Here is a 25,578-nt window from a genome sequence, read left to right on the forward strand (position 1 = left end):
ATGGTACTGCGTAACAGTGGAAGAGTAGGTAGCCGCCGTCTTAGGTGAAAGGAGTCAGTCGAAAGATTGGCTCCTTTTTTTGGTATATACACCAGCCGTTGTAGAGATGTGGCGTGGCCGCATCTAATCCTTTCGAAATGTGCCGGATTTTGGTTAATCCAGCACTAATTTTACGATAGCCCCGTAAGAGGGTACGTTCTTAAAAGCGTCTTGCAAAGGATATTCGCCAGCGTAGACCCGGGCACAAGTCAATACCCCGCCATGCGCGAACAGGCATACCTTTTGCAGCCCGCTTTTGCGAAGCTCATTCAAGAAGTCGCTAACCCGGTCGTATTGATCTTGTAGGGATTCACCGTTTGGAGTCGGGTTATTAACCCAATCCTTAAACCAAGCCTCTGAGCGGGGATCGGAGGATAGCTCATTCCACGATTTCATTTCCCATTCCCCGAAATTCACCTCCTTGATACGGTCTTCTCTCTCCGCCTCCGGAAAGCCGCAATAATTAGCTAAGCGCACGCAGCGGGTAAGGGGACTTGTCCAAACCTTATCGAACGTATGATCGCTCAAGCCTTTTTTTACCTCTTCCGCCTCTTCCTCGAAGGTCGGTTTCAATGGAACATCGGTTTGCCCGTAGGCGTAGCCGGCGGGAACATCGACAGAGGTATGTCTGATTAAATAAATCTCCATAATTATATAGTTTGATAGATGATCACGAAACCCATATAGAAGCTTAACTCACAAAGAAGAAAAGTCGCTCCACAGCAGTCTCCCGTATATCCTTGTATCTTTCTCTTCATGAAAGAGGTGAGGAAGTACCAAGTGATAACCGGGAATATACCCGCTAGTAAGTAAACAGGTTGGGGAAGCCATAATAATGGTAAGAAAGCACAAATGATGCTAAATACATATTCTCGAGAGGTCATTCGGCTATATACGGTCTTGTTCTTGGCTTCCTCCTCTTTCCTCGCGTAAGGCAGGCGATTGATGATCATGCTGGAGACGCCTTTGCAAAAAGGATCTCCAGCCAGTATGGCACATCCCGCTAGCTCGATCGGGAGACTGCTTACTAGTAGGTAGAACAGTCCGAAGTAGAAAATCAGTCCGATTACCCCATAGCTGCCTATATGCGAGTCTTTCATGATCGCCAATATGCGTTCCCGGCTCGTGCCGCCGCCGAAACCGTCGAAGAAATCCGCCAGCCCGTCCTCATGCAGGCAGCCAGTTATCAGCAATCGGGTAATCATGGCGCATAAGATCGCCACGGATGACGGAAGAATCAAGGAGGTAGCGTACAATACCAATACCGACAAACCAGCCGTCAGCCAACCGACCAACGCCCAATGGCTCACGATATTCTTGAAACAGGCCGCCGGAACCTCCGCCAACCGCCAGAACGGTAACCGAGTAAAGAATATAAACGCAGCGAGTATCCGCAACATATCAGAAATATTTAGTGATTGCCGCTTGCTTGAAACTATGCATCTCGTTGATCATACGAACGGCCGAGTCAAGTATCGGGTAAGCGCATACCGAGCCGGAACCTTCTCCCAGCCGTAGCCCTAGATCGAGCAATGCTTTTGCCCCCAAGAAATCCAGTATCCGTTTATGTCCGGCCTCGTCGCCGCAATGCCCGAATACGCAATACGATTGCATTTCCGGATATAAGCGGGAAGCCACCAATACGCAATTCGTCATGATAAAACCATCCACGAGGATAATCATCTTCAGTTCGGCGGCACGCAACATGCCTCCTACAGCCATAACCATCTCATACCCTCCGAAGTAGCGCATTACATCCAAGGCGCTTCCATCCCCTTTGTAATTCTCCAACGAGCGTTTCAGTACGTTGTATTTATGCCGTACGCCTTCGCTGTCCAGTCCGCTACCGGCCCCCACACAGTCGATCAATGGGATTTGCGTGAGGCAAGTCATCCACATGCTGGAAGCCGCCGTATTCCCGATACCCATCTCTCCGAAACTGATCACGTTACAGCCTTCGTTGTAACAATCCGTCACGATATCGGCTCCGTATTGAAGGGCTTTCTCCATTTCCTCCACGGTCATGGCCGCCTCGTGAAGAAAGTTACGGGTTCCTCCCTTGCGCACCTTGCGGTCGATAAGTTGGGGGATAACGGGGAAATCGAAATCCACGCCGCCATCCACGATCTTCAACTCAAACCCATGCTGGCGGGCAAGGTAGCAAACTCCCGCTCCTCCGTTCAAGAAATTATGGATCACTTGGCGAGTTACCTCCTTGGGAGATTTGCTTACACCCTCGTCGGCGATGCCGTGATCCGATGCATAGATTACGTTCACGGGATGACGCAAGACAGGCGATAAGGTTTGCTGGATCAATCCCACTTGCAGGGCGAGCGCCTCGAGCGTTCCCAATGAGCCTTTCGGCTTTGTCAGATTATCGATCTTGTCTTGTAAAGCGGCCTCCAGCCCTTTGTCCGGGGCCTCGATGTGAAATTGTATCATGATAGTAGTATTTTATATAAGTCGTTGTTCTTATTCCTTGATCTTGACGGGGATTCCGCTGACCATCAAGACAACCTCGTCCGCCTTCGAGGCGATGTATTGGTTGAGCCAGCCTTGCATATCGGTAAATTTCCGTTGCACCTCGTCTATCGGCACACCTCCCATACCCAACTCATTTGTCACGAAGATCAGGCAGGCATCTTGCCGGGAGAGTTTATCGAACTCCGCTTTGAGGAGGGAGAGAGATAATTCCACGTCGCTTTGATTGTCGAAGAAGAAGTTAGTCCCCCAAAGGGTTACGCAATCGATCACCACGACACGACCGGTAAGATCGTGGCGGCTCAAGTATTTCTCTTCCTCTATATTGGTCCACTCGGGGCCACGGTCTCGCTGGTGGCGTTCTACCCGCTTCCGGAACTCTTCGTCCCAGATGCGGGAGGTAGCTAGGTAAACCGGGTTGGGCGACAGCGATAAGGCGAGCCTCTGTGCGTATCCGCTCTTGCCGGACCGCTGTCCTCCAGTCACTAAGATCACTTTCTTACTCATCGCCTTCGTGATTCCTGTTTTTCCGGTGGGCGGCACGTTTAGCCTTGTTGATCGGATTGTTCTTGCTCGTCTTCCGAAGGGCGGCCGATTTCGGGTTGGCGGCGATCCGCTGCGCCACCGCCGATTTGCTCAGTGCCTTTCCGAACTTGGGGCGTAAGGCATCCCGCAATAACTTCTCCTCGTCGGTAAGCTTGGCGGTCTTGGGTTTCCAGCCTCCCTCTTTCTGCGCCTTACGGGCGGCAGCGTATTTATTGAACTTTCCGAACTTCTCCATTTTAGCGCCTTCACGGCCTCCCTTGTTCTCGGGTTTCGCTTTCCGGAGCGTGCCGAGTAATTCTTTTTCTTGCTGCACCTCCTTTTTCTCCTCCTCTTGCAGGCGGATATATTTCTCTACATTCAAGCGTTCACCGTCCACCAATACGATATCTTCCGCCGTGACCTTCTGGCCTACGTGCGGTTGCTTGCCGTTTACGGTTACCCGTTCCATCTCGATGAAATTGTCCGCTTCCCGGCGTGAGCAAACACCGGCTTCGCTTATCAGTTTGTTTAATCTAATTTCCATATTATTAATATTATATTATTAGTAAAATAAGGGTGACGATCACACCCATCAACAGTTCCGTATTACTATTCACTTGAATGGCGATACGCATATCCTCGGTCGTGAAAGGCCTCGCGTTCGTTCCGATATAAGGCTTCTCCACCGGTTTGCCGAAATAATCGTGCGTCCCCCCGAACTGGCAGTCCAAGACCGCCGCCAAGGCCGCTTCTGGATAACCGGAATTAGGGCTTGCGTGTTCAGGGCCGAAACGCCGTACGAAATCCCTTTTCCCCCAATTATTGGAGACCAGCAACATCAAATAGGCCGTGAGGCGGGCCGGGATGTAATTGGCGATATCGTCGATTTGCGCCGCTATCCGTCCGAACTCAAGGTAACGCTCATTCTTATAACCGATCATCGAGTCCAGCGTATTCACCATCTTGTAAGCCATCATCCCCGGCAACCCCAGCAGGGCAAACCAAAACATCGGGGCGATCACGCCGTCGCTTAAGTTCTCGGACAAGGTCTCCAACGCCGCCGCCCGTATCTCTTGCGGCGACAGGTTCGAGGTATCCCTCCCCACGATCCGTGCCACTTGCCGCCGTCCTTCTTCCGTGCTACGGTCCACGGCCTCGAACACCGCCTTCACTTCCTTGATAAGCGTCTTTCCGGATAGGCAATAAAATACGCCGACAGCCGTCAGCAACCCACTGAACTGAGGATGTATGATCCAAGCCCACGACAATATTCTCTCGCAGATTAAATACACGCCAAGGATAAGCACGACTGCCAGTATGCCGCCTTTTAGGACCCGCTCGGAGCCTTTATTCAACTCTTTCTCTCCGGCGCTGATCGCTTTGCCAAACCATACGATCGGATGGGGCCAACCTTCCGGGTCTCCCAGCAACCGGTCGGATAACCAACCACCCAAAAAGGGCACGATCTTGAGTAAATTGATAGAATGATGTAACCAATACATATTGAATGTCATTGAAGGAACAAACTTAGACAAAAAAAAGAACATAAGGAAGCGGTAAGCGATTCTTCATCACACATTAGGCGAAAGAAACCTACATTTAAAGGATTTCGAGCGTAGACTTTCATATTCTATCAGCCGTTAAATGATCATCCACCATCTGTTGCATGATCTTCTAACAGTTGGTGGATGATCATACAACGGATGGTAGAAGATGAATAGGTACGGAGAAAACGGCTAAAGGATGCCTTTAGAAGCCTTAAATCTTCGGGAAGGGAGGGCTTGATATACGGGGGATTCCTTTCAATTTTGTATTTATTAACAAGAAGAGCGTTCTTACGGCCGGTTATTATTACTTTATTTGCTCCCATCGTATCGTGAAAGGAGTTAATCGAGATGACAGATGAAAAATCCATCCTAGAACAATTTGCCGCTGGAAATCATACCGCTTTCCGGGAATTGTTCATGCGTTACCATCTGAAAGTCTATTATTTCGTGCTGGGACTCGTGAAGTCCGAGAGCGATGCCGAGGACTTGACCCAAGAGATTTTCCTAAAGCTTTGGACACATCGGAGTCGTTTCACGGAAGTGAGGACGTTCGGTTCCTACCTCTATGTGCTGGCGAAGCATACGGCGTTCAATTATATCGAATCCCGCCGGGTGAATCTCGTGAGCTTGGAGAGAGCCGGGGAGGAAGACGGGGAACGAAGTGATACGCCTTACGAGGATTTAGTTGCCAAGGATTTACGGTTGCTAGTGGATATGATCGTGGAGACCATGCCACCACAGCGGAAGATGATCTACCGGATGAGCCGCGACGAGGGTTTGTCGAACACAGAGATCGCCGAGAATCTACAACTCTCGAAAAAGACCGTGGAAAACCACTTGAACCTAGCGCTAAAGGAATTGCGGAACGCGGTATTGACTTTCCTTCTTGTTATGATGTGTTAATGGCTTGGGGGTAAAGCGGGAAAAGGAGGTCCTATAAACAAGATAAAATAGAAAAGCAGGAATGAGTCCTATAAAAAAGATATTAAAATACTTTTTCCATCATTCGTTCTCCGGGGAGATGGTGGATCGGGTACATCAGCGATTGGCGGAGCCGGGAGACGAGCGGGAAAAGGAAGAGGCTTTACGGGATATCTGGAATGAGATCGGTTTCCCGGAGGCGGATAAGCGGAGCGAGATGGCTTTCGCCCGGTTGGAGAATACATTGGGCGTGAGGCCCCGCCGCCGTCTGCGTATCCCGGCGTGGGTACGTATCGCCGCTATCTGGCTGATTCCTTTGTTGTCGTTGGGTGTTTCTTATTATCTATACAGGGATGCGCAGGATGTCAAGAAACTGGCTTTTATGGAACAGTTCGTGCCTTCCGGCAAGCGGGAGCGGATCACCTTGCCCGATGGTAGCGAGGTTTGGTTGAATTCCGGTACCTTGCTGCTTTATCCATCTGACTTTATTGGGGATAAGCGGGAGATCTATCTGGTGGGAGAGGGATATTTCAAGGTGCGAAAACGCCCCGAGCAACCTTTCATCGTGCGGACGAAAGCGATGCGGGTACAAGTGCTGGGCACCGAGTTCAATTTATCCGCCTACCCGGACCAAGAGAAAATAACAACGACCTTGGAGGAAGGTTCCTTGAAGATCCTTCCCGATGATCCCTCGGTGGCTCCATGTATATTGAGACCTAACGAGCAGCTTGTCTACATCCCTTCCCGGGGAAAGATGGACGTGCGGCAGGTGGTGGCCTCGGATTACTCGGATTGGAAAGAGGGAGGCTTGTTGTTTAACAACGACTCTTTCGAGGAAATCTTGAAAACCTTGGAACGTGTCTACAACGTGAAGGTGCATTTGCGTACTTCCGCTTATCATTCCAACCGGCTTACGATCCATTTCAATAAGCATGAGTCGTTGGAGAACATCATGATGTTGGTCAAGGAGATGATACCCGGCTTGGAGTATCAGATCAAAGAGGATGGGATCTATATTGATTGAGTTAAGGAGATATTAGGCTTTTATAATTCGTTAACGTTTTTCCGTTGGGTGCGCTCCTCGTTTCCCTTGTCCTAATAGCGAGTACGTACTACAAAGGAGATATAAATGTTTAACTAAAAAATCTAATATCGCATGAACAGGAATAAATCTATACGTGTCGCTATTCTTTGCCTGAGCCTCGCTATGGCTGGGAGCTTGCCTATCGATGCGCAGAAAGTGACCTTCCATGAAGGTTCGATCTCATTGAAACAGGCGTTTGAGAAACTAGAGTCAAGCTCTGCTTATAAGATAGCTTATAATGATAGCCAATTGGACGTGTCGAGAAAGGTCTCGATGGATCAGAAAGACATGGAAGTATTGCAGGTCTTATCACAGCTGTTAAAGAATACGGGATACACGTATAAAATAAACGGGAATTATGTGATCATCGTGCCGGAAGAGGTCAAGACTGTCAAGGGGAAAAAGCAAGTATCGGGTGTGATTGTCGATACGAACGGCGATCCTGTGATCGGGGCGAACGTGGTGGAGAAAGGAACTACCAACGGTACGATTACCGATCTCGACGGAAAGTTTACGCTAGAGGTAAATGACAACTCTGTCCTTCAAGTTTCCTATATCGGCTATAATACGCAAGAGGTCTCGGCGAACGGAAAGACGAGTTTCTCTATCAAGCTGGGCGAGAATACACAAACATTGGATGAGGTGGTAGTCGTAGGTTATGGTACGATGAAGAAGAGCGACTTGACCGGATCGGTTACCAACGTAAAGGCGGAGAAGCTGTTGAGCAAGCCGGTGGTGAATGTTGGGCAGGCCTTGGCGGGAAAGGCTTCCGGTGTGGAGATCTTTGAGAATGGCGGTACGCCGGACGGGAAAGTACGGGTGCGTATCCGTGGTAATAACTCTATCAACTCATCGAATGAGCCTCTGTATGTGGTAGATGGCGTGATTGGCGTAAGCAATATCAATCTGTTGAATCCTAGTGAGATCGAATCCTTGGAGGTATTGAAGGATGCCTCCGCCACGGCTATCTATGGTGCCCGTGGAGCAAATGGCGTGATCATGATTACGACGAAACGAGGTATCAAGAACGAGAAAGCGCAGATCTCGTACGACGGTTATGTCTCTATCGGTAAAATGGCGAAGAAACTGGACTTGATGAACGCTTCCGAGTGGTGGCAGAATTACAATACCACGATGGATAACGGGCAGAAATATGATCCGGAAGGGTATGCGCAAGGCAAGTACAAGAAAGTGACGCCGGCGGATCTGCCGAATTTGTTCGATGCTAATGGTAACCCATTGTATGATACCGATTGGCAGGATGAGGCTTATCAAACGGCTATCAACCATAATCACCAAGTCAGCATCCGGGGCGGAGCCGATAAGACCTTGTATAGCGTGCATTTGGGGTATATGCATAAGGATGCCTTGATGCGTAACGGTTTCCTAGACCGGTATAGCGGTAGGATCAACTTGGATTCCCAGCTTCGGGATTGGTTGAAGATGGGTGCCAATATGTCGTTCAATTATAATAAGGGAAACGATAATTACAAGAGTTATGGAGTAAAGCGTTTAGTACAGGAAGCTATTCCGTTGATTCCCGTAAAATATCCCGATGGCTCTTGGGGAAGCAACCGTGATTTCCCCGGTGCGGTACAGGATACACCTTCCCGGTATCTGGAAGAGATGGTGAACGAGACTTCCAATATCCAGACGATCGCCGACCTATATCTGGATTTCAAGATCACGGACGACTTGAACTTTAAGTCTACTTTCGCCGTAGATGCCAGTAATAGGAAACGTAATTATTATTCGGGTAAGGATCTGATCCAGTTCAGTAAGACACAGGGAGGTATCGCTACAATAGCGACCTTGAAGGAATTGTATTGGCAGAGTGAGAATTATTTTAATTATAATAAGGAGTTCAATAAGAACAATCGTATGAATGTGATGCTTGGAGCAAGCTGGCAGCAACGGGCTGCCGAGAGCGTGGAAGCTACCTCGCAGAATTTCAGCGATGATTTTTACCAATGGCATAATCTGGGAGCGGGAACAGTGACGATACCGTCGAAATCGGATGATTATGCTTGGTCTATCAACTCTTATTTCGCACGTATCAATTATACCTTGAAAGACCGCTATCTATTTACGGCCACAGGCCGTTACGATGGATCATCTAAGTTTGGAAAGAATAATAAGTATGCCTTCTTCCCCTCTTTTGCGTTTGCGTGGAGAGCCTCGGAGGAAAGCTTTTTGAAAAGTGTTCATTGGCTGAATAATCTAAAGGTACGTACCAGTATCGGCGAGACCGGAAACCAAGAGATCGGCAATTATGCTTTCTTCCAGAATTTAGGATCGGAGAATGCGATTTTTGGAGATAATTATTATACGGCTTTATATCGTAGTACATTTGGTAATCCAGACTTGAAATGGGAGAAGACCTTGCAATGGGATGCCGGTGTCGATGTAAGCGTATTGAATCAGCGTATCGATTTGTCTTTGGATTATTATTATAAAAAGACGAGTGATCTGTTATTGAATGCCCCGATCCCGGGAACTTCCGGATTGAATACGATCATGCGAAATATCGGCTCTGTGCAGAACCAAGGCTTTGAATTGACATTAAATACGCATAATATACAGACTGACAATTTTAATTGGATGTCTACGGTATTGTTTAGCGTGAATCGGAATAAAATCCTGAGCTTGGGCGAAAATGATGAGGATATCTATCCTGCTCCGCGTCATCCGCAAGGGGATATGCTGATATTGCGTGTCGGTGAACCTGTTGGTTCGCTATGGGGATTGCGTCGTCTGGGAACTTGGGGTGAGGACGAGGCTACCGAGGCGGCTAAATACAACCGCCTCCCGGGAGACGTGAAGTATGAGGACTTGAATGGCGACGGGAAGATCAATAGCGAGGATAATACGATTATCGGCTGTACCTCCCCGGACTGGACCATGACGATCTCTAATACGTTCCTTTATAAGAACTTCGATTTCTCGTTCGATCTCCGCTTCGTGTTCGGGAATGATGTCGTGAATTGCGCTACTCATAACGCCGAGGATCGGTCGGGTGTAGCGAATGGCTTCAAGTCGAATTTGAACGCTTGGACTCCGCAAAACCAGCATACGATGGTTGCCCAGCGTCGTCCGATGAAATCGTATTATGATTCTTATCCGGATTCACATTGGATGCAGAACGGTTCTTTCGTTCGGGGGCAGAACTTCGTCTTGGGATATACTTTCAGCAAGAGCTTGCTCCAAAAGATAAGGTTACAGGATTTGAGAATCTACGCAAGTGCTCAGAACTTGTTCTGTATCACGAAGTACAAAGGCTATGATCCGGAGGTTACGACCTATGAGGATGCTGCTTTCGGACAAGGTATCGACGACTTCAGCGAGCCTAAGGCACGTACTTTTACTTTTGGTTTAAATGTTAAATTCTAATGCGATTGAGTTATGAAAATAAATAAAATCTATATCGTCTCATTATGTGCGTTATTCTTGTCTTCTTGTAATAATTTCTTGGATGAGCAACCTACCGGTACAATGACTACCGATTCAAAGTTGACAAGTAAGGAGTCCGCTTTGGCCTTGACGAATTCGGCTTATTTGAAGAATACGGTCTTTAATAAGATGACCCCGGGTTGGGGATGTAATACGATCTTATTGCTCGAATATATGACTGGCAAAGCTACTTCCGAGAATTCCCAATCGAATTATAAGGACTTTCAGGATCTACTGGTGAGTGATCGTTCTTTATATATCGAGAACTGGTGGCAAGATTGTTATGCCGGTATCGCGAACTGTAACCTTGCGCTTCAAAAACTCGGGGAGTTCGAGAATCTGGATGCTTCCTTGATTAATGGCTACATGGCCGAGGTGAAGTTTATGAGGGCCTTGTATTATTTCTATTTGGTACGTATCTTTGGCGATGTCCCTAAGATTACGACCGTACAGTCGGAGTTGGGAGAGCTGCAAGTATCTCGTGCCCCGGTAAAGGAAATCTATGATGAGATCATTATTCCGGATTTGTTGGAGGCCGAGCAATCGGATCTGGCTTTTAGCGATCATACAGGGCGTGTCTCGATGGGAGCGGTGAAAGCGCTTCTTGCGGATGTCTATCTTACGTATGCCGGTTATCCTTTGCAAGGAGGTAAATCTTATTACGCAGAATCGGCTAAACGTTCATTGGAGGTTATAAAATCAAATGAGTATACGCTCTTCACGGATTATGAGAGCCTACGGCTTCCGTCGCAGAATAATAAGGGAGAGTTTATTTATCAAGTTCAGTTCTCCTTGAACAAGCGGCATAACGAGTCGGTACGTATCTTTTTACCTTCTCGTTCCGGCATTTCCGCCTACGATTTGGAATATGGTAGCCTGATCCCTACCAAAGAATTCGTGGAAAGCTTTGAGAAAGGAGATAAGCGTACGGAAGAGAAGCAATATTTCTTTACAAACTACAAGGGGCATCCGAGTAAGTTCTCTCCGGGAGCGGCAGAGTTGGAGTTTATGGATTTGAATGGCTATTATATCTATAAGTTTTTTGATCAAGTGGCTATTGATAATACGGCGAAGTCAGACTTGAACTGGAGTGTATATCGTTACACGGATGTATTATTAATGTATGCGGAAGCGCAAGTGAACGCGGATGGTACTCCGAACCAGCAATCCATCGATATCGTGAACCAAATACGAGGAAGGGCCGGATTAGCGCCGTTTAAGCAGACCAACGCAAGCGCATTCTTGGAGGAAGTCTGGGACCAACGTTACTTTGACTTATGCTATGAGAATAAGATGTGGTTTGATATGCTACGTACCCGTAAGATCCGGGATGATAAATCCGGGGAATATGTGGACTTTATCGGCTATAAGACGAATTGGGGTAAGGTGTATACGGAAACCCAGCTATTGTTCCCGATTCCATTAAGCGAACGGCAGGCGAATCCGAACCTGACTCAGAATCAAGGTTATTAACGAATAGAAAATAATATATGAAGATCAAGTTGTCTTTATTAGCCACCGGTTTACTATATGTGCCGGTGGTGTTCGCCCAAAAGCACCCCAATGTCGTGATCATTCTGGCGGATGATATGGGCTACGGGGATGTTGGATGCAATAATCCATATGCTAGGGTACGTACGCCGGCCATCGATCAATTGGCCCGGAACGGTATCCGTTTTACGGATGCCCATTCTGCGGGTGCGTTGAGTGGGCCTTCACGCTACGGTTTAGTGACAGGACGTTATTTTTTCCGTACGCCGAAGAAGTCCGAGTATTGGGGGTACTTGTCTCCATATATCGAACCGGAGCGTTTGACGATCGGTTCCTTGATGCGCAATGCCGGCTATACGACCGCTTGTGTCGGGAAATGGCATCTAGGGCTCGACTGGCAGTTGAAAGATGACTCGAAACCACAGATTCTTACCCCTAAGAAATTTGGTTATACGAATACGGATTTCTCCGCCCCTGTAAAAAGAGGCCCTACGGAATTAGGGTTTGACTATTCTTTCATCCTTCCGGCTTCCTTGGATATGCCGCCTTATGCGTTCGTGCGCAATGACCGTGTCGTGGACCCGGATGTCATCTTGACGGCGGACGCTTATCCGAAGAAACAGGATGAGACGGTTTACGCTTGGGATCGTAAACATACGAACGAGAATGATATTTATTGGGAACGGGGCGTTTGGTGGCGTAACGGAGAGATGTCGCGCTCCTTTAAGTTTGAGGAATGTTTCCCGACAATCGTAGATGAGGGTATCGCTTTTATCGATCGGGAAGGACGAAAGGACAAGCCATTCTTTTTATATATGCCGTTAACCGGTCCGCATACCCCATGGCTGCCCACCGTTCAGTTTAAGGGATCTACTGAGTTAGGTACCTATGGCGATTTTATGGGCGATATCGATAATGTCGTGGCTCGGGTGAATGCCAAACTAAAGGAATTAGGTCTGGAGAAGAATACGATTGTCATTTTCGCCAGTGATAACGGAGGCGCATGGGAAGAGGAGGATATCCAGCAATACGGGCATCAAAGTAACTGGAGCCGCCGTGGGCAGAAAGGTGATGCGTGGGACGGCGGTCATCATGTTCCGCTGATTGTTCATTGGCCGGATCATATCAAGCGCCCTGGGGTTTGTTCCCAAACGGTTGGCTTGGTAGATATATTGGCTACATTGGCGGATTTAACCGGGCAATCCCTTCCTAAAGGACAGGCAGAGGATAGCTTTAGCTTTAAGAAAGTATTGGATGGTGATATGAATGCCTCGACGAGAGACCAGATCATGTACTTGTCCGGCTCCGGCAAATTAGCGATCAAGAAGGGAGATTGGAAATATATCGATTGTCTGGGCTCCGGTGGTTTTACGGCTCCCGCCCGTTTATCCCCGGTGAAGAATGGACCGAAAGGCCAACTTTATAATATGCGGACCGATTCTTTGGAGAGTAATAATCTCTTCTTGCGTGAGAAAGGCATTGCGAATGAGCTTTCTGCGTTGTTGAAGAAATTGTTGGATCAAGGATATAGCCGTCCGCAATAAAGGTAATCTTGATTAGGCAAAAAGTTGAATCGAATGACAAAGTTAGGCGTATTGTTTAGTGTTTTGGGAGTGGGGGCCGGTTGTATTCCGGCTTTCGCTCAAAAACAACTCCCCAATATCATCGTAATGTTATCGGATGACCAAGGTTGGGGCGATTTGGGCTTCACGGGGAATACCTTCGTGCAAACTCCTAATATAGATCGTATCGCTCATGAGGGAACGATCTTGGAGAATTTTTATGTCTGTCCGGTGTCATCCCCGACGAGGGCGGAGTTCTTGACCGGACGCTATCATGTACGGAGTGGCGTTAATTCTACGACCGGGGGAGGCGAGCGCTTTAATCTGGGAGAGAAAACGATCGCGGAATATTTCTGGGAGGCCGGATACGCTACCTCTCTATTTGGAAAATGGCATAGTGGTACGCAATATCCCTACCATCCGAACGCAAGGGGCTTCGAGGAGTTCTATGGTTTTTGTTCCGGGCATTGGGGGAATTATTGGAACCCGGTGTTGGAACATAACGGAGAGATTATTTCGGGCGAGGGCTTTATCATAGATGATCTGACCGATAAAGCCTTGGATTATATACGTGATCATAAAGAACATCCATTCTTTATGTTCTTGTCTTATAACACACCTCATAGTCCGATGCAAGTCCCGGATAGTTGGTGGAACCGTGTAAAAGATCGTACCTTGTCGCAGCGAGCTACTTTCCCGGAGCAAGAAGATACTACGTTTACGAAAGCGGCTTTGGCCTTGGCCGAGAATTTAGATTGGAATATCGGACGTGTATTGTCTTTGTTACATTCATTGGATTTGGAACAAGAGACGATTGTTATTTATTTCTCGGATAACGGCCCGAATAGTTTCCGGTGGAATGGTGGAATGAAAGGGCGAAAAGGCTCTACGGATGAAGGGGGTGTTCGTTCGCCGTTTTGTATCCGTTGGCCGGGACATATAAGGAAAGGGGCCGTGGAAACCCAGTTGTCCGGGGCTATAGACTTAATCCCTACTTTATTAGGTTTGGCGGGAATAGAATATACCCCGTTAAGGAAGCTGGACGGAATCGATTGGGGACAGCGATTGCTGGATGAGAAAGCTCCTGCTATAGATCGGGTTTTATATAGTTATTGGGGAGGTAAGACGAGTGTGCGTATCCCATATTATCTATTGGATGCGGAAGGTCATTTATATAAAACGGATATAGATCGTGAGCAACGGAAGGATGTATCGGATAAAGAACCCGAGATATATGAGCGGATGAAGCGTTATTTGAATTGGTTTAAGGATGAGTTACTGGCGGATTTCCCGAAGAAGGATACCCGTCCGTTTATAATCGGTCATCCGCAGGAAACCTATTCAAAGCTACCGGCCCGGGATGCGAGGATATCTGGCCCGATCGAACGCTCCAACCGTTATCCGAATTGTTCTTATTTTACGAATTGGAAAAACCCGGAAGCGGAGATAAGCTGGAATGTGGAGGTGGAGGAATCCGGCTTGTTCAAGGCTTTTATCTATTATACTTGCGATAAACGAAATATAGGCTCTACTTTTGAACTTCGTACGGACCGGGATGCCGAGAATCTTGTATTTACATTGGATCAAGTAAATGACCAACCCATGCTCGGTGCGGATTTGGATAGGGTTCTCCGGGAGGAGTCTTATGTGAAAGGATTTGCTCCTTGCTCTGTCGGTACGATTCCTCTATCGAAAGGTACGGCCACTTTATCCTTGCAAGCGAAAACGATCCGGAATGAGGAGGCCATGAATTTTTGGATGTTGGTGCTAAAACGAGTGAAATGAGTCTGAGATTGAAAAAAGTTGTATAACTATTTGCCAGTTATCAAATAATCACTACCTTTGCACCGCAAAATTTTTTATTAATCAATATTAAACAGCGTTTTATGAACAATTACGAAACCGTTTTCATTTTGACTCCCGTTTTGTCTGACGCTCAGATGAAGGAAGCGGTAGAGAAATTCACGAACCTTCTGAAAGCTCAAGGAGCTGAGATCGTGAATGAAGAGAACTGGGGCTTGCGCAAGTTAGCTTATCCTATCGACAAGAAGACAACAGGCTTCTACCAGTTGGTTGAATTCAAGGCAGATCCGAGTGTTATCGCTACGTTGGAGTTGAACTTCCGTCGTGACGAGCGTGTGATCCGCTTCTTGACTTTCCGTCAAGACAAGTATGCCGCAGAATATGCAGCTAAGAGAAGAAATCTGAAATCATCTAAAGAAACAGTAAAGGAGAATAATTAATTATGGCAGCAACTCAATCAGAAATCAGATATTTAACTCCGCCTTCAGTAGACGTTAAGAAGAAAAAATATTGCCGTTTCAAAAAGAACGGTATCAAGTATATCGATTATAAGGATCCTGAATTCTTGAAGAAATTCTTGAACGAGCAAGGTAAGATCCTTCCGCGTCGTATCACTGGTACTTCCTTGAAGTTCCAACGTCGTGTAGCTCAGGCTGTAAAGCGTGCTCGTCACTTGGCTTTGCTTCCTTACGTAACCGATTTGATGAAATAATTAATTAAGAGGAGACAGAATATGCAAGTTATTTTGAAAGAAGATGTAGTGAATTTAGGCTACAAAGACGATATCGTAACAGTAAAAGACGGTTACGGACGTAACTTTCTAATCCCCACGGGTAAGGCAGTGATCGCTTCAGAGTCTGCTAAGAAAGTATTGGCTGAGAACTTGAAGCAACGTGCCCACAAATTGGCTAAGATCAAGGAAGACGCTCAGACTTTGGCCGCTAAGTTAGAGGGTGTAGCTTTGACGATTGGCGCTAAGACTAGCTCTACAGGTACGATCTTCGGTTCTGTAACGAATATCCAAGTTGCTGAGGCTTTGGCTAAGGCTGGTTTCGAGAATATCGATCGTAAGATTATCTATATCAAGGAGTCTGTTAAGGAAGTAGGTAGCTATAAGGCTGTTTTGAAACTTCACAAAGAGGTTTCCGTTGAGGTTCCTTTCGAGGTTGTTTCTGAATAATAGATACTTTAATATATCATAAAAGAGGGTAGTTTCGAAACTGCCCTCTTTTTTTGTTTTAATTATAAAAAAAGACATCTGTCAATCAGCAAAAAAGCGCTACATTTGTTCCCGAATTTGCAATAATTTTAGAAAGTGAGCAAAAAGTCTTTTCTATATATTAACTTGCTATTTGCGTTGTTTTTTTTCTTGCCCGGACTTCAGGCGAGAGAGAAGACTTTTACGGTCGTGATCGATGCTGGGCATGGCGGGAAGGATCCGGGCGCTAGAGGGGCGAATATTAATGAGAAGGAGATAAATCTCGCTGTCGCCTTAAAATTGGGTCGATTGATAGAGAATAATGCGGAGGATGTGCGTGTGATCTATACTCGTAAGACGGATCGTTTTATCGAGTTGGACGAACGTGCGAATATAGCGAACCGGAATAAGGCGGATCTTTTCGTGTCTATCCATACGAATGCCGTAAAGCGTGGAAGTACCGTGCAAGGTACGGAGACGTATACGCTGGGTTTGGCCCGTAGCGAAGAGAACTTAGAGGTGGCTATGAGCGAGAACTCAGCGATCTTGTTGGAGGATAATTATCAACAACGGTATGAGGGGTTTGACCCGAACTCTTCGGAGTCATATATCATTTTCGAGTTTATGCAGAATAAGCATATGGAGCAAAGTATTAGTCTGGCTTCCGAGATACAGAAATCGTTCGGGGCTTGTAAGCGGGTAGACCGTGGCGTAAGACAGGCTGGTTTTTTGGTGCTTCGCAAAACGAGCATGCCCAGTGTTCTGGTCGAGTTGGGGTATATCTCGAATCGTCAAGAAGAGCAGTTCATGAGAACCGCCGCCGGACAAAATAAATTGGCGGAAGCGTTGTACGATGCTTTTTGCAAATATAAGAAGAATTACGATCGTCGTAAAGGAAATTTTTCCGGAGTTGTCGCTGCTCCCGTAGCGAATGAGGAAACTCCGCCTCCGGGGAGCGAGGCTGATATCTTAAATAAAAAACAGCAAGCCACAAGACAGAAAACCTCAGTTTCTTCTACCACTTCCGTGAACAGGAACACGAAAGGAAAGGTTATATATAAGATACAATTCTTGACTTCCAATAAGAAGCTTCCTGCGAACTCCCGGTTATTTAAGGGGTACAAGAACGTGGATTTCTATGTGGAGAAAGGTATCTATAAATACACGTATGGCGAGACTTCGGATTTTAACTCGATCCGGAAGATGCGCCGAACGATCGCGAAGGATTTTAAAGATGCCTTCATCATCGCTTTTAAGGATGGGAAGAAGGTGAAATATTAATGATATAGGAATAAATTATACATTATAAATAAAGGAAATGAAAAGTGTATTCACTAAAGAGGCGAAGATCGGACTTGTGACGATCGTAAGTCTGGCGTTATTGTATTTAGGCATTAATTATCTGAAGGGTATTAACCTGTTTCAACCGGTGAACCATTACTACGTATCATTCAGCAACGTAAAGGGGGTGACGATTTCCAGCCCTGTATTTGTGGATGGTTTTAAGGTGGGATTGGTTCGTGATATTATTTATGACTATGATACGACCGGTAAGATCATCGTTGAGGTTAGTTTGGAAGATAAGATGAGGCTGAATAAGGGAAGTTATATAGCGGTTGTCAATACTTTCTTAAGCGGAGCTGAGTTGCATATCCATTTGAACACTTACGTGGATGACTTTTTGAAGCCGGGTTCTACGCTCGAGGGACGAATGGAAGAGGATATGATGCAATCCGTACAGGAGAAGATCTTGCCAAGCGTTGAGAACCTTTTGCCGAAGATCGACACGATTTTGGGTAGCTTGCAAACCTTGATCGCTCATCCGGCCTTGGCTCAATCCTTGAATCATATCGAAAAAACGACTAGCAACCTAGAGGTGTCTACCCGTCAGTTGAATCAGATGTTGAGTAAGGATGTACCGGGTATCGTGAATAACTTGAAGACGATGACGGATAATTTCTCGGAGGTGAGCGCCAACTTGAAAGAATTGGATTTGGCTACAACGGTCAATTCCATCAATGCGACCTTGGCGAACTTGAAGTTGACTACGGATAAATTGAACTCGACGGATAATAGCATCGGCTTATTGTTGAACGACAAAGGATTGTATGATAATCTGAACAGCACGATGGACAACGCCTCCAAGCTATTGCTAGATTTGAGGGAGAATCCGAAAAGATACGTCCATTTCTCTGTTTTTTGATTATGTTAAAAAATCATAGTATAAAAGACGTTATTTAGAATCATTCTAATTAGACAAAAAGTTAGGGGACTCCTGCTGATTATACGCATAAGGCCTTTAGGTAAAGTGAGATAGATACTTCCTGAGGCCTTATTCCGTCACCGGACGTCAGCGTTTACGCTTTTGTAGAGGTCTCTAAAATAAAGGGTTTTTGAACGTTGGTCGATCTAAATAGCAGTAAATCAGATAGGTATTAGTAACTATCTGAATCTAAAAGGGATATTGAAAATTCATATTTACCAAACAAAATAGCACTTTTTTTTTCGGAATTAATTTCTAAACTTTGTAGTCCGAATGTAAAAAGTATTAGTGGGAGAGAAAGAAAACATGCAGACTGATTATCAAACATTGTGGAATAAGTGCCTTGCGGTCATAAAGGATATTGTGCCTAAGGCAGCTTTTGACACATGGTTCGTACCTATCGTTCCGTTATCATACGAAGACAAGAAGTTTACCATACAGGTGCCTAGTCAATTCTTCTATGAGTATCTGGAAGAGAAGTATGTTAATGTTTTGAAAGTTACATTGTATCGTGTAATCGGTCAAGGAACCATTCTTAACTACCGTATCATGGTGGATAAGACCACTGGTGGTACGGTTGATTATCCGGCGGAGAATGCTTCCACCGCTGTAAAGAAAGTCACTCCCAAGGACGCAAACAAGGCTCCGAATCCTTTTATGACGACTGCTCCGCAGGATTTGGACCCTCAGTTGAACCCGAAGTATAATTTTGATAATTATTTCGAGGGTACGAGCAACAAGCTGGTTCGTACGGCGGGTGAGGCTGTTGCCCAGAATCCGGGAAAGACTACGTTTAACCCGTTGTTCATTTTTGGCCCGTCAGGAGTGGGTAAAACTCACTTATGCCATGCGATCGGAACCCGTATCCGGGAGTTGCATCCGGAAAAGAAAGTGTTATATGTATCTTCGCATTTGTTCCGGGTACAGTTTACAGATGCTATCCGTAAGAATACGACTAATGACTTCTTGAATTTCTATCAAAATATCGATGTGCTGCTGTTGGATGATATACAGGAGTTGATCGGTATGGATAAGACTCAAAATACATTCTTCCATATTTTCAACCACCTGCACCAGTTAGGTAAGCAGCTTATCTTGACTTCTGATAAACCTCCTGTGGATTTGCAAGGGATGGAAGAGCGCTTGATCACCCGTTTAAAATGGGGATTGACGGCTGAGTTGAGCCGTCCGGATCTGGATCTACGTAAAAAGATACTGAAGAATAAGATCAACCATGACGGAATCATGATTCCGGATGAGGTCTTTAACTTTATCGCTAATAATGTGACGGAGAATGTCCGTGACTTGGAAGGTATTCTCGTCTCTTTAATGGCTAATGCGGTTATCAATAATCGTGAGATCGATCTGCCGTTGACGAAACGTGTGGTTAGCCAAGCGGTTCGGTTGGAGAAGAAACAGATCTCCGTACAGATGATTCAGGAGATCGTTTGCAAGTATTTCAACTTGGAGCAATCGGTTATCCAGACTAATTCCCGTAAACGTGAGATCGTGCAAGCCCGTCAGATCACGATGTATTTGGCGAAGAAATATACGGACTCCTCTTTTTCCCATATTGGAAAGATCGTAGGAAAGAAAGACCATGCGACGGTCTTGCATGCTTGTAAGACGATCAAAGACCAGATTGAGACTAGTAAGTCTTTCCGGTCTTCCGTAGAGGAAATCGAGGTCTTGCTCAAGAACTAAATTAAGAATCCCTATATAGTAGGATAAGGACGTCTCTCTAAAGAGGCGTCCTTCTTTGTTTTGGAAGATCTGTATAAGTGTTAAGTTTTCTTTTTGGAAAACTATTTGATGCTTGGTTTTGTTTAAGTAGTTGAAAATGTGGGGTTGCGAGTTTGGTTTTGGAAAACTTTTCAATAAGTATTCTTTTTAACGTAGGGTAATTTGGATAACTGGTAAAGTATGCGTAAACTTGCAGTCGCAAAATAAATATAATAATTGTGGATCGTAAAACTTACACTTTTGACGAAGCGTTTAAGGCTTCATTGGATTACTTTACCGGTGACGAGCTCGCCGCTAAAGTATGGGTAAATAAATATGCCTTGAAGGATGCGTTTGGAAATATCTATGAGGAATCTCCGAATGATATGCATCATCGCTTGGCAAGTGAGATTGCCCGTGTGGAAAAAAAGTATCCGAATCCGTTGTCGGAACAAGAACTTTTCGACCTGTTTGATCATTTCCGCTACATCGTTCCGCAAGGAAGTCCGATGACGGGAATTGGCAATGATTATCAAATTGCCTCACTCTCTAATTGTTTTGTTATCGGATTGGACGGGCAAGCGGATTCGTATGGTGCGATTATTCGTATTGACGAAGAACAGGTACAATTAATGAAGCGCCGTGGTGGTGTAGGCCATGATCTTTCGCATATCCGCCCGAAAGGTTCTCCGGTTAAGAATTCTGCGTTGACTTCTACCGGGTTGGTTCCGTTTATGGAACGTTATTCGAATTCCACCCGTGAGGTGGCCCAAGATGGCCGTCGTGGAGCTTTGATGCTGAGCGTTTCTATTAAACATCCGGACTCGGAGGCGTTTATCGACGCTAAGATGACGGAAGGTAAGGTTACAGGTGCAAATGTATCTGTGAAGATTGATGATGATTTCATGAATGCCGCGGTTAATGGCGGTACCTATAAGCAACAATATCCAATTGATTCGGATTCTCCCGTTTATGTGAAGGATATCGATGCTTCTGGCTTATGGAAAAAAATTATTCATAACGCTTGGAAATCCGCTGAACCGGGTGTGTTATTCTGGGACACGATCTTACGTGAGTCTGTACCAGACTGCTATGCGGATCTGGGGTTCCGTACGGTTTCCACGAATCCTTGTGGCGAGATACCTCTTTGTCCGTATGATAGTTGCCGTTTGTTAGCAATCAATTTATATTCATATGTGGTAAATCCGTTCACTCCGGACGCTTATTTCGATTATGATTTGTTCAAGAAGCATGTAGGTTTGGCCCAGCGGATTATGGATGATATTATTGATTTGGAGTCGGAGAAGATCGAGATGATCTTGGCTAAGATCGACTCGGATCCGGAATCCATGGAGGTAAGACAAACAGAGCGTCATTTGTGGGAAAAGATCCAACGAAAGACTTTGCAAGGACGTCGTACAGGTGTGGGCATCACGGCGGAAGGCGATATGATTGCCGCTTTAGGTTTGCGTTATGGAACAGAAGAAGCAACCGATTGTGCGGAACTTATACAAAAGACATTAGCTTTGGCCGCTTATCGTTCATCCGTAATGTTGGCGAAAGAACGTGGTGCCTTTGAGATATTCGATGCGAAGCGTGAGGAAAAAAATCCGTTCATCAACCGTTTGCGTGAGGCTGATCCTGCTTTATATGAGGATATGTTGAAATACGGCCGTCGTAATATCGCTTGCTTAACAATCGCTCCGACAGGAACGACTAGCTTGATGACACAGACCACTTCCGGTATAGAGCCGGTATTCTTGCCGGTATATAAGCGCCGCCGCAAAGTAAACCCGAACGATTCCGAGGCTCGTGTGGATTTTGTGGATGAGACAGGCGACGCTTTCGAGGAGTATATCGTATTCCATCATAAGTTTGTAACGTGGATGCAAGCGAATGGTTATTCGGCAAGTAAGAAATATACACAAGAAGAAGTGGAGGAGCTAGTTGCTAAGTCTCCTTATTATAAAGCGACTTCCAATGATGTCGATTGGTTACAAAAAGTCCGTATGCAAGGACGCATTCAGAAATGGGTGGACCATTCTATCAGCGTAACGATCAATTTGCCGAACGATGTAAGTGAGGAGTTGGTAGACTCTTTGTATGTTGAGGCATGGAGATGCGGATGTAAAGGATGTACTGTTTATCGAGATGGTTCTCGTTCCGGTGTCTTGATTGCGACAGATAAAAAGAAGAAAAAAGAGGATTGTAACTGCATGCAACCACCGGTTATCGTATCTACCCGTCCTCGTGAATTGGATGCGGATGTGGTAAAATTCCAGAATAACCGTGAGAAATGGATCGCTTTCGTCGGCTTGTTGAATGGCCGTCCGTATGAGATCTTTACCGGTTTGGCCGATGATGACGAGGGTATCATGTTACCTAAAAACGTTTCTAAAGGTACGATCATCAAGAGCTATGATGAGGATGGTAATAAGCATTACGACTTCCAGTTCAAGAATAAACGCGGTTATAAAATGACAATCGAAGGCTTGGATGGCAAGTTTAATCCGGAATATTGGAACTACGCTAAATTGATTTCCGGTGTGCTCCGTTACGGAATGCCTATCGATCAGGTTATAAAATTGGTACAGGGTATGGAGTTGAATAGCGAGTCTATCAATACATGGAAGAATGGCGTGGAACGTGCCTTGAAGAAATATTTACCGAACGGCATGGAAGCGAAAGGGCAGAAATGTCCGAACTGTGGGTTGGAGACCTTAATTTATCAAGAAGGTTGTTTGATCTGCACGAATTGCGGAGCCTCTAAATGCGGTTAAATAATTGACTAAATCTATATACCATGAAAGTCACTTTTAATATAAACTTCCATACCGTTTGGGGACAGAAGTTATGTGTAGTGGGCTCCATACCGGAATTAGGCTCTTGGGAACCTGCTTTGGCTAAGGAGATGAATTACTCTGGGGATGGAAACTGGAAACTGGAACTGGATCTTCCACCCGATATAAAAGATATAGAATATAGATATTTCTTAAGTGTTAATGATAAGCAGATCTTTGAGGAGTGGGAGAAGAATCACCGGATTGTATTGGATGGACAATCTGATTCTTACATCCTTTATGATTATTGGCAAATCCGTCCGGATAATCTAGCCTTTTATTCTTCTGCTTTCACCAAAAGTTTATTCGCTCATCCCTGCAATACACATGAGAGGGTCGTTAGAAGTGGAAGAAAATTGGTGATAAAGATATCCGCTCCCCGGGTGGAAAAGAATCAGTGTGTAGCCATTACTGGAAATCAAGAATGCTTAGGTAACTGGCATCCGGACAAGGCTTTATTGTTGAGTTGCGATACTTTCCCGGAATGGCATATTGATTTAGACGCTGCGGAGATACGGTATCCTTTAGAATATAAATTTTTGGTTTGGGATAATGATTCCCGTCAACCTTTGTATTGGGAGAGTGATGAGAATCGTATTCTAAGTCTTGTTCCCCAGAAACAGGGTGAGACCGTTGTTATATCTGGTCTTTACTTCCGGGATAGCTTACCGTTATGGCGTTGTGCCGGCTCGGTTATCCCCGTCTTTTCCTTGCGCTCGAAAAAGAGCTTTGGAGTAGGTGATTTGGGAGATTTACACATGTTGGTGGATTGGGCTAGAAAGACGCACCAACGTATCATTCAAGTATTACCTATGAATGATACGACGATGACCCATACTTGGGTGGATTCCTATCCGTATAGCGCTATTTCTATTTATGCCCTTCATCCCATGTATGTGGATTTATCGGCTTTGGGGACCTTGCAAGATCCGGAGAGAGCTGCTTTTTATGCAGGGAAGCAAAAAGAATTAAACGCAAAAGATACGGTTGATTACGAGGAAGTACTGAAATATAAATTGGGTTATTGTCAAGAATATTTCGCAGGGGAGGGTAAGGCCGTATTAGATACGCCGGAGTTTAAAGAGTTCTTGGCGCAAAATGAGTCATGGTTGATGCCTTACGCTACTTATTGCTTCTTGCGGGAAAGTTATGGGACATCGGATTTCTCTCAATGGCAAGGTAATTCTACTTACAATAAGACACGTGTTCGCGCCCTATGCCGGGAAGATAGTGACGCATGGCCGGAGATCTCGTTCTCTTATTTCTTGCAATATGTATTGCACAACCAGTTCAAGTCGGTATCGGATTATGCCCGTAAGAATGGAGTTGTATTGAAAGGTGATTTGCCCATTGGCGTGAGCCGCACTAGTGTAGAGGCTTGGACGGAACCGAAATATTTTAATATGAATGGTCAAGCGGGTGCTCCCCCCGATGACTTTTCCATGAACGGTCAGAACTGGCTGTTCCCGACTTATAACTGGGATGCGATGGAGAAAGATAATTTCTCTTGGTGGAAAAAACGCTTCGCTAAGTTAAGTGATTATTTCGATTGTTTCCGTATAGATCACATCTTGGGATTTTTCCGAATATGGGAGGTTCCTTGTGAATATGTGCAAGGGCTTTGTGGTCATTTCAATCCAGCGTTGCCGTTCTCGAGAGAAGAGATCGAGCAGTATGGATTGAATTTTAACGAGTCTCGTTTCACGACCCCACATATCAATCGACAATTCTTATCGGAATTGTTTGAGGAAAATACAGAAGAGGTGATAGGTGCTTATTTGGCACAATCCTCCTCCCGGCATTATGTGTTAAAACCGTTCTGTGATACGCAAAGGAAGATTGAGGCGTTGTTTGCGGATAAGGCGGATCCTGTTTCCCTACGGATCAAGAATGGCCTGTTTACGATTGCGAATGAGGTATTATTTCTTCGTGACCCAAGAGAGACCGATAAGTTTCATCCCCGGATCTCGGCGAATCAATCCTATATCTATCGGGAATTGAGTGGTTCCGACCGTTATGCGTTCGATCAGTTATACTGGCATTTCTTCTATCATCGCCATAATGATTTTTGGAAGGCGCAAGCGTTTAAGCGTTTGACACCGTTGGTTGCGTCCACGGAGATGTTGGTTTGTGGAGAGGATCTCGGTATGATCCCCGCCTCTGTTCCCGAGGTTATGAATAAGTTGCAAATACTAAGCTTGGAGATTGAGCGTATGCCGAAGAGCCCACAGCGGGAATTTTCCGATATGTTCAATCTGCCTTATCATTCGGTTTGTACGACTTCTACACATGATATGACTCCTCTTCGTAATTGGTGGAAAGAAGATACGGAGAAGACACAGCGTTATTACAACCATGTATTGCAACGGATCGGTGAGGCCCCGGATGAATGTACGGCTGAAATCGTTGCCCAGATTATTTCTAATCATTTGAAGACTCGTTCCATGCTGACGATTATTCCGTTGCAGGATTGGTTTGCTATGGATGATTCTATCAAGCGGAAGGATATAGAATCCGAGCGTATTAACGTTCCTGCGAATTCAACGCATTATTGGCGCTACCGGATGCATATTACGTTGGAACAGCTTTTACAGGCTGATAACCTGAATAATAAGATAGTCTCGTTGATAAAAGAGGCTGGACGAAAATAAG

The 25,578-nt window shown here is 45.6% G+C and carries 20 protein-coding genes; 14 read left to right on the plus strand and 6 right to left on the minus strand.

The annotated features are described in order from the left end of the window. Positions 1 to 153: 153 nt before the first annotated feature. Genes cobC through cbiB form a run of 6 tightly spaced genes read right to left on the minus strand, consistent with a single transcriptional unit; the run spans position 154 to position 4,559 of the window. Positions 154 to 687, minus strand: a complete 534-nt coding sequence (gene cobC, locus BHV83_RS04685; protein WP_005855050.1) for an alpha-ribazole phosphatase — start codon at positions 685 to 687, stop codon at positions 154 to 156. A 2-nt stretch (positions 688 to 689) separates the two neighbouring features. Continuing rightward, positions 690 to 1,439, minus strand: a complete 750-nt coding sequence (locus BHV83_RS04690) for an adenosylcobinamide-GDP ribazoletransferase (RefSeq protein WP_048928354.1) — start codon at positions 1,437 to 1,439, stop codon at positions 690 to 692. 1 nt (position 1,440) lies between these two features. Further along, entirely contained in the window at positions 1,441 to 2,481 is a 1,041-nt protein-coding gene (gene cobT, locus BHV83_RS04695; protein WP_008774498.1) for a nicotinate-nucleotide--dimethylbenzimidazole phosphoribosyltransferase, read from the minus strand. A gap of 30 nt (positions 2,482 to 2,511) precedes the next feature. Continuing rightward, a complete protein-coding gene (locus BHV83_RS04700) occupies positions 2,512 to 3,027 on the minus strand; it encodes a bifunctional adenosylcobinamide kinase/adenosylcobinamide-phosphate guanylyltransferase (RefSeq protein ID WP_044545334.1) in 516 nt (171 codons plus the stop codon). After that, positions 3,020 to 3,589 (minus strand): S4 domain-containing protein, encoded by a 570-nt coding sequence (locus BHV83_RS04705; RefSeq protein ID WP_008774496.1) that lies wholly within the window; start codon positions 3,587 to 3,589, stop codon positions 3,020 to 3,022. Before BHV83_RS04705 ends, BHV83_RS04700 begins: the two co-directional genes overlap by 8 nt. A 10-nt stretch (positions 3,590 to 3,599) precedes the next feature. Further along, positions 3,600 to 4,559: an adenosylcobinamide-phosphate synthase CbiB gene (gene cbiB / locus BHV83_RS04710; protein ID WP_008774495.1), complete on the minus strand. Its 960-nt coding sequence runs from the start codon at positions 4,557 to 4,559 to the stop codon at positions 3,600 to 3,602. 381 nt (positions 4,560 to 4,940) lie between these two features. On the opposite strand from cbiB, the gene BHV83_RS04715 reads away from it, so the two are divergent. The 14 genes from BHV83_RS04715 (at position 4,941) to BHV83_RS04780 (ending at position 25,577) form a co-directional block, all read left to right on the plus strand. Then, the gene (locus BHV83_RS04715) at positions 4,941 to 5,495 is read left to right on the plus strand and encodes an RNA polymerase sigma-70 factor (protein WP_005865466.1); all 555 of its coding nucleotides are present in this window, start codon (positions 4,941 to 4,943) and stop codon (positions 5,493 to 5,495) included. A gap of 61 nt (positions 5,496 to 5,556) precedes the next feature. Then, the gene (locus BHV83_RS04720; RefSeq protein WP_012056241.1) at positions 5,557 to 6,537 is read left to right on the plus strand and encodes a FecR family protein; all 981 of its coding nucleotides are present in this window, start codon (positions 5,557 to 5,559) and stop codon (positions 6,535 to 6,537) included. Between the two features lie 132 nt (positions 6,538 to 6,669). After that, positions 6,670 to 9,987 (plus strand): TonB-dependent receptor, encoded by a 3,318-nt coding sequence (locus BHV83_RS04725; protein ID WP_286756541.1) that lies wholly within the window; start codon positions 6,670 to 6,672, stop codon positions 9,985 to 9,987. Between the two features lie 12 nt (positions 9,988 to 9,999). Then, positions 10,000 to 11,520, plus strand: coding sequence for a RagB/SusD family nutrient uptake outer membrane protein (locus BHV83_RS04730; RefSeq protein ID WP_057329226.1), 1,521 nt, complete (start codon positions 10,000 to 10,002; stop codon positions 11,518 to 11,520). 17 nt (positions 11,521 to 11,537) lie between these two features. After that, complete coding sequence (locus BHV83_RS04735) at positions 11,538 to 13,082, plus strand: sulfatase family protein (protein WP_286756544.1); 1,545 nt, start codon at positions 11,538 to 11,540, stop codon at positions 13,080 to 13,082. A gap of 33 nt (positions 13,083 to 13,115) precedes the next feature. Beyond that, a complete protein-coding gene (locus BHV83_RS04740; RefSeq protein WP_286756546.1) occupies positions 13,116 to 14,885 on the plus strand; it encodes a sulfatase-like hydrolase/transferase in 1,770 nt (589 codons plus the stop codon). A gap of 101 nt (positions 14,886 to 14,986) precedes the next feature. Next, the gene (rpsF, locus tag BHV83_RS04745; RefSeq protein WP_005865478.1) at positions 14,987 to 15,343 is read left to right on the plus strand and encodes a 30S ribosomal protein S6; all 357 of its coding nucleotides are present in this window, start codon (positions 14,987 to 14,989) and stop codon (positions 15,341 to 15,343) included. Between the two features lie 2 nt (positions 15,344 to 15,345). Beyond that, positions 15,346 to 15,615, plus strand: a complete 270-nt coding sequence (rpsR, locus tag BHV83_RS04750) for a 30S ribosomal protein S18 (protein WP_005637107.1) — start codon at positions 15,346 to 15,348, stop codon at positions 15,613 to 15,615. A 21-nt stretch (positions 15,616 to 15,636) separates the two neighbouring features. Then, positions 15,637 to 16,083, plus strand: a complete 447-nt coding sequence (rplI, locus tag BHV83_RS04755; protein WP_005855078.1) for a 50S ribosomal protein L9 — start codon at positions 15,637 to 15,639, stop codon at positions 16,081 to 16,083. A gap of 135 nt (positions 16,084 to 16,218) precedes the next feature. Beyond that, entirely contained in the window at positions 16,219 to 17,382 is a 1,164-nt protein-coding gene (locus BHV83_RS04760) for an N-acetylmuramoyl-L-alanine amidase family protein (protein WP_009018600.1), read from the plus strand. Between the two features lie 37 nt (positions 17,383 to 17,419). After that, the gene (locus BHV83_RS04765; RefSeq protein WP_005855082.1) at positions 17,420 to 18,304 is read left to right on the plus strand and encodes an MlaD family protein; all 885 of its coding nucleotides are present in this window, start codon (positions 17,420 to 17,422) and stop codon (positions 18,302 to 18,304) included. Between the two features lie 366 nt (positions 18,305 to 18,670). Then, complete coding sequence (gene dnaA, locus BHV83_RS04770; RefSeq protein WP_008774487.1) at positions 18,671 to 20,068, plus strand: chromosomal replication initiator protein DnaA; 1,398 nt, start codon at positions 18,671 to 18,673, stop codon at positions 20,066 to 20,068. A 257-nt stretch (positions 20,069 to 20,325) separates the two neighbouring features. Beyond that, positions 20,326 to 22,866, plus strand: a complete 2,541-nt coding sequence (locus BHV83_RS04775) for an adenosylcobalamin-dependent ribonucleoside-diphosphate reductase (protein WP_005855085.1) — start codon at positions 20,326 to 20,328, stop codon at positions 22,864 to 22,866. Between the two features lie 23 nt (positions 22,867 to 22,889). Then, a complete protein-coding gene (locus BHV83_RS04780; protein ID WP_286756552.1) occupies positions 22,890 to 25,577 on the plus strand; it encodes a 4-alpha-glucanotransferase in 2,688 nt (895 codons plus the stop codon). Position 25,578 lies beyond the last annotated feature (1 nt).

The organism is Parabacteroides sp. merdae-related_45_40, assembly GCF_001915675.1.

What these genes read in the sequence shown, in the direction of transcription:
- cobC (WP_005855050.1), bottom strand. Translation starts at nt 687, where the DNA reads ATGGAGATTTATTTAATCAGACATACCTCTGTCGATGTTCCCGCCGGC.
- BHV83_RS04690 (WP_048928354.1), bottom strand. Translation starts at nt 1,439, where the DNA reads ATGTTGCGGATACTCGCTGCGTTTATATTCTTTACTCGGTTACCGTTC.
- cobT (WP_008774498.1), bottom strand. Translation starts at nt 2,481, where the DNA reads ATGATACAATTTCACATCGAGGCCCCGGACAAAGGGCTGGAGGCCGCT.
- BHV83_RS04700 (WP_044545334.1), bottom strand. Translation starts at nt 3,027, where the DNA reads ATGAGTAAGAAAGTGATCTTAGTGACTGGAGGACAGCGGTCCGGCAAG.
- BHV83_RS04705 (WP_008774496.1), bottom strand. Translation starts at nt 3,589, where the DNA reads ATGGAAATTAGATTAAACAAACTGATAAGCGAAGCCGGTGTTTGCTCA.
- cbiB (WP_008774495.1), bottom strand. Translation starts at nt 4,559, where the DNA reads ATGACATTCAATATGTATTGGTTACATCATTCTATCAATTTACTCAAG.
- BHV83_RS04715 (WP_005865466.1), top strand. Translation starts at nt 4,941, where the DNA reads ATGACAGATGAAAAATCCATCCTAGAACAATTTGCCGCTGGAAATCAT.
- BHV83_RS04720 (WP_012056241.1), top strand. Translation starts at nt 5,557, where the DNA reads ATGAGTCCTATAAAAAAGATATTAAAATACTTTTTCCATCATTCGTTC.
- BHV83_RS04725 (WP_286756541.1), top strand. Translation starts at nt 6,670, where the DNA reads ATGAACAGGAATAAATCTATACGTGTCGCTATTCTTTGCCTGAGCCTC.
- BHV83_RS04730 (WP_057329226.1), top strand. Translation starts at nt 10,000, where the DNA reads ATGAAAATAAATAAAATCTATATCGTCTCATTATGTGCGTTATTCTTG.
- BHV83_RS04735 (WP_286756544.1), top strand. Translation starts at nt 11,538, where the DNA reads ATGAAGATCAAGTTGTCTTTATTAGCCACCGGTTTACTATATGTGCCG.
- BHV83_RS04740 (WP_286756546.1), top strand. Translation starts at nt 13,116, where the DNA reads ATGACAAAGTTAGGCGTATTGTTTAGTGTTTTGGGAGTGGGGGCCGGT.
- rpsF (WP_005865478.1), top strand. Translation starts at nt 14,987, where the DNA reads ATGAACAATTACGAAACCGTTTTCATTTTGACTCCCGTTTTGTCTGAC.
- rpsR (WP_005637107.1), top strand. Translation starts at nt 15,346, where the DNA reads ATGGCAGCAACTCAATCAGAAATCAGATATTTAACTCCGCCTTCAGTA.
- rplI (WP_005855078.1), top strand. Translation starts at nt 15,637, where the DNA reads ATGCAAGTTATTTTGAAAGAAGATGTAGTGAATTTAGGCTACAAAGAC.
- BHV83_RS04765 (WP_005855082.1), top strand. Translation starts at nt 17,420, where the DNA reads ATGAAAAGTGTATTCACTAAAGAGGCGAAGATCGGACTTGTGACGATC.
- dnaA (WP_008774487.1), top strand. Translation starts at nt 18,671, where the DNA reads ATGCAGACTGATTATCAAACATTGTGGAATAAGTGCCTTGCGGTCATA.
- BHV83_RS04780 (WP_286756552.1), top strand. Translation starts at nt 22,890, where the DNA reads ATGAAAGTCACTTTTAATATAAACTTCCATACCGTTTGGGGACAGAAG.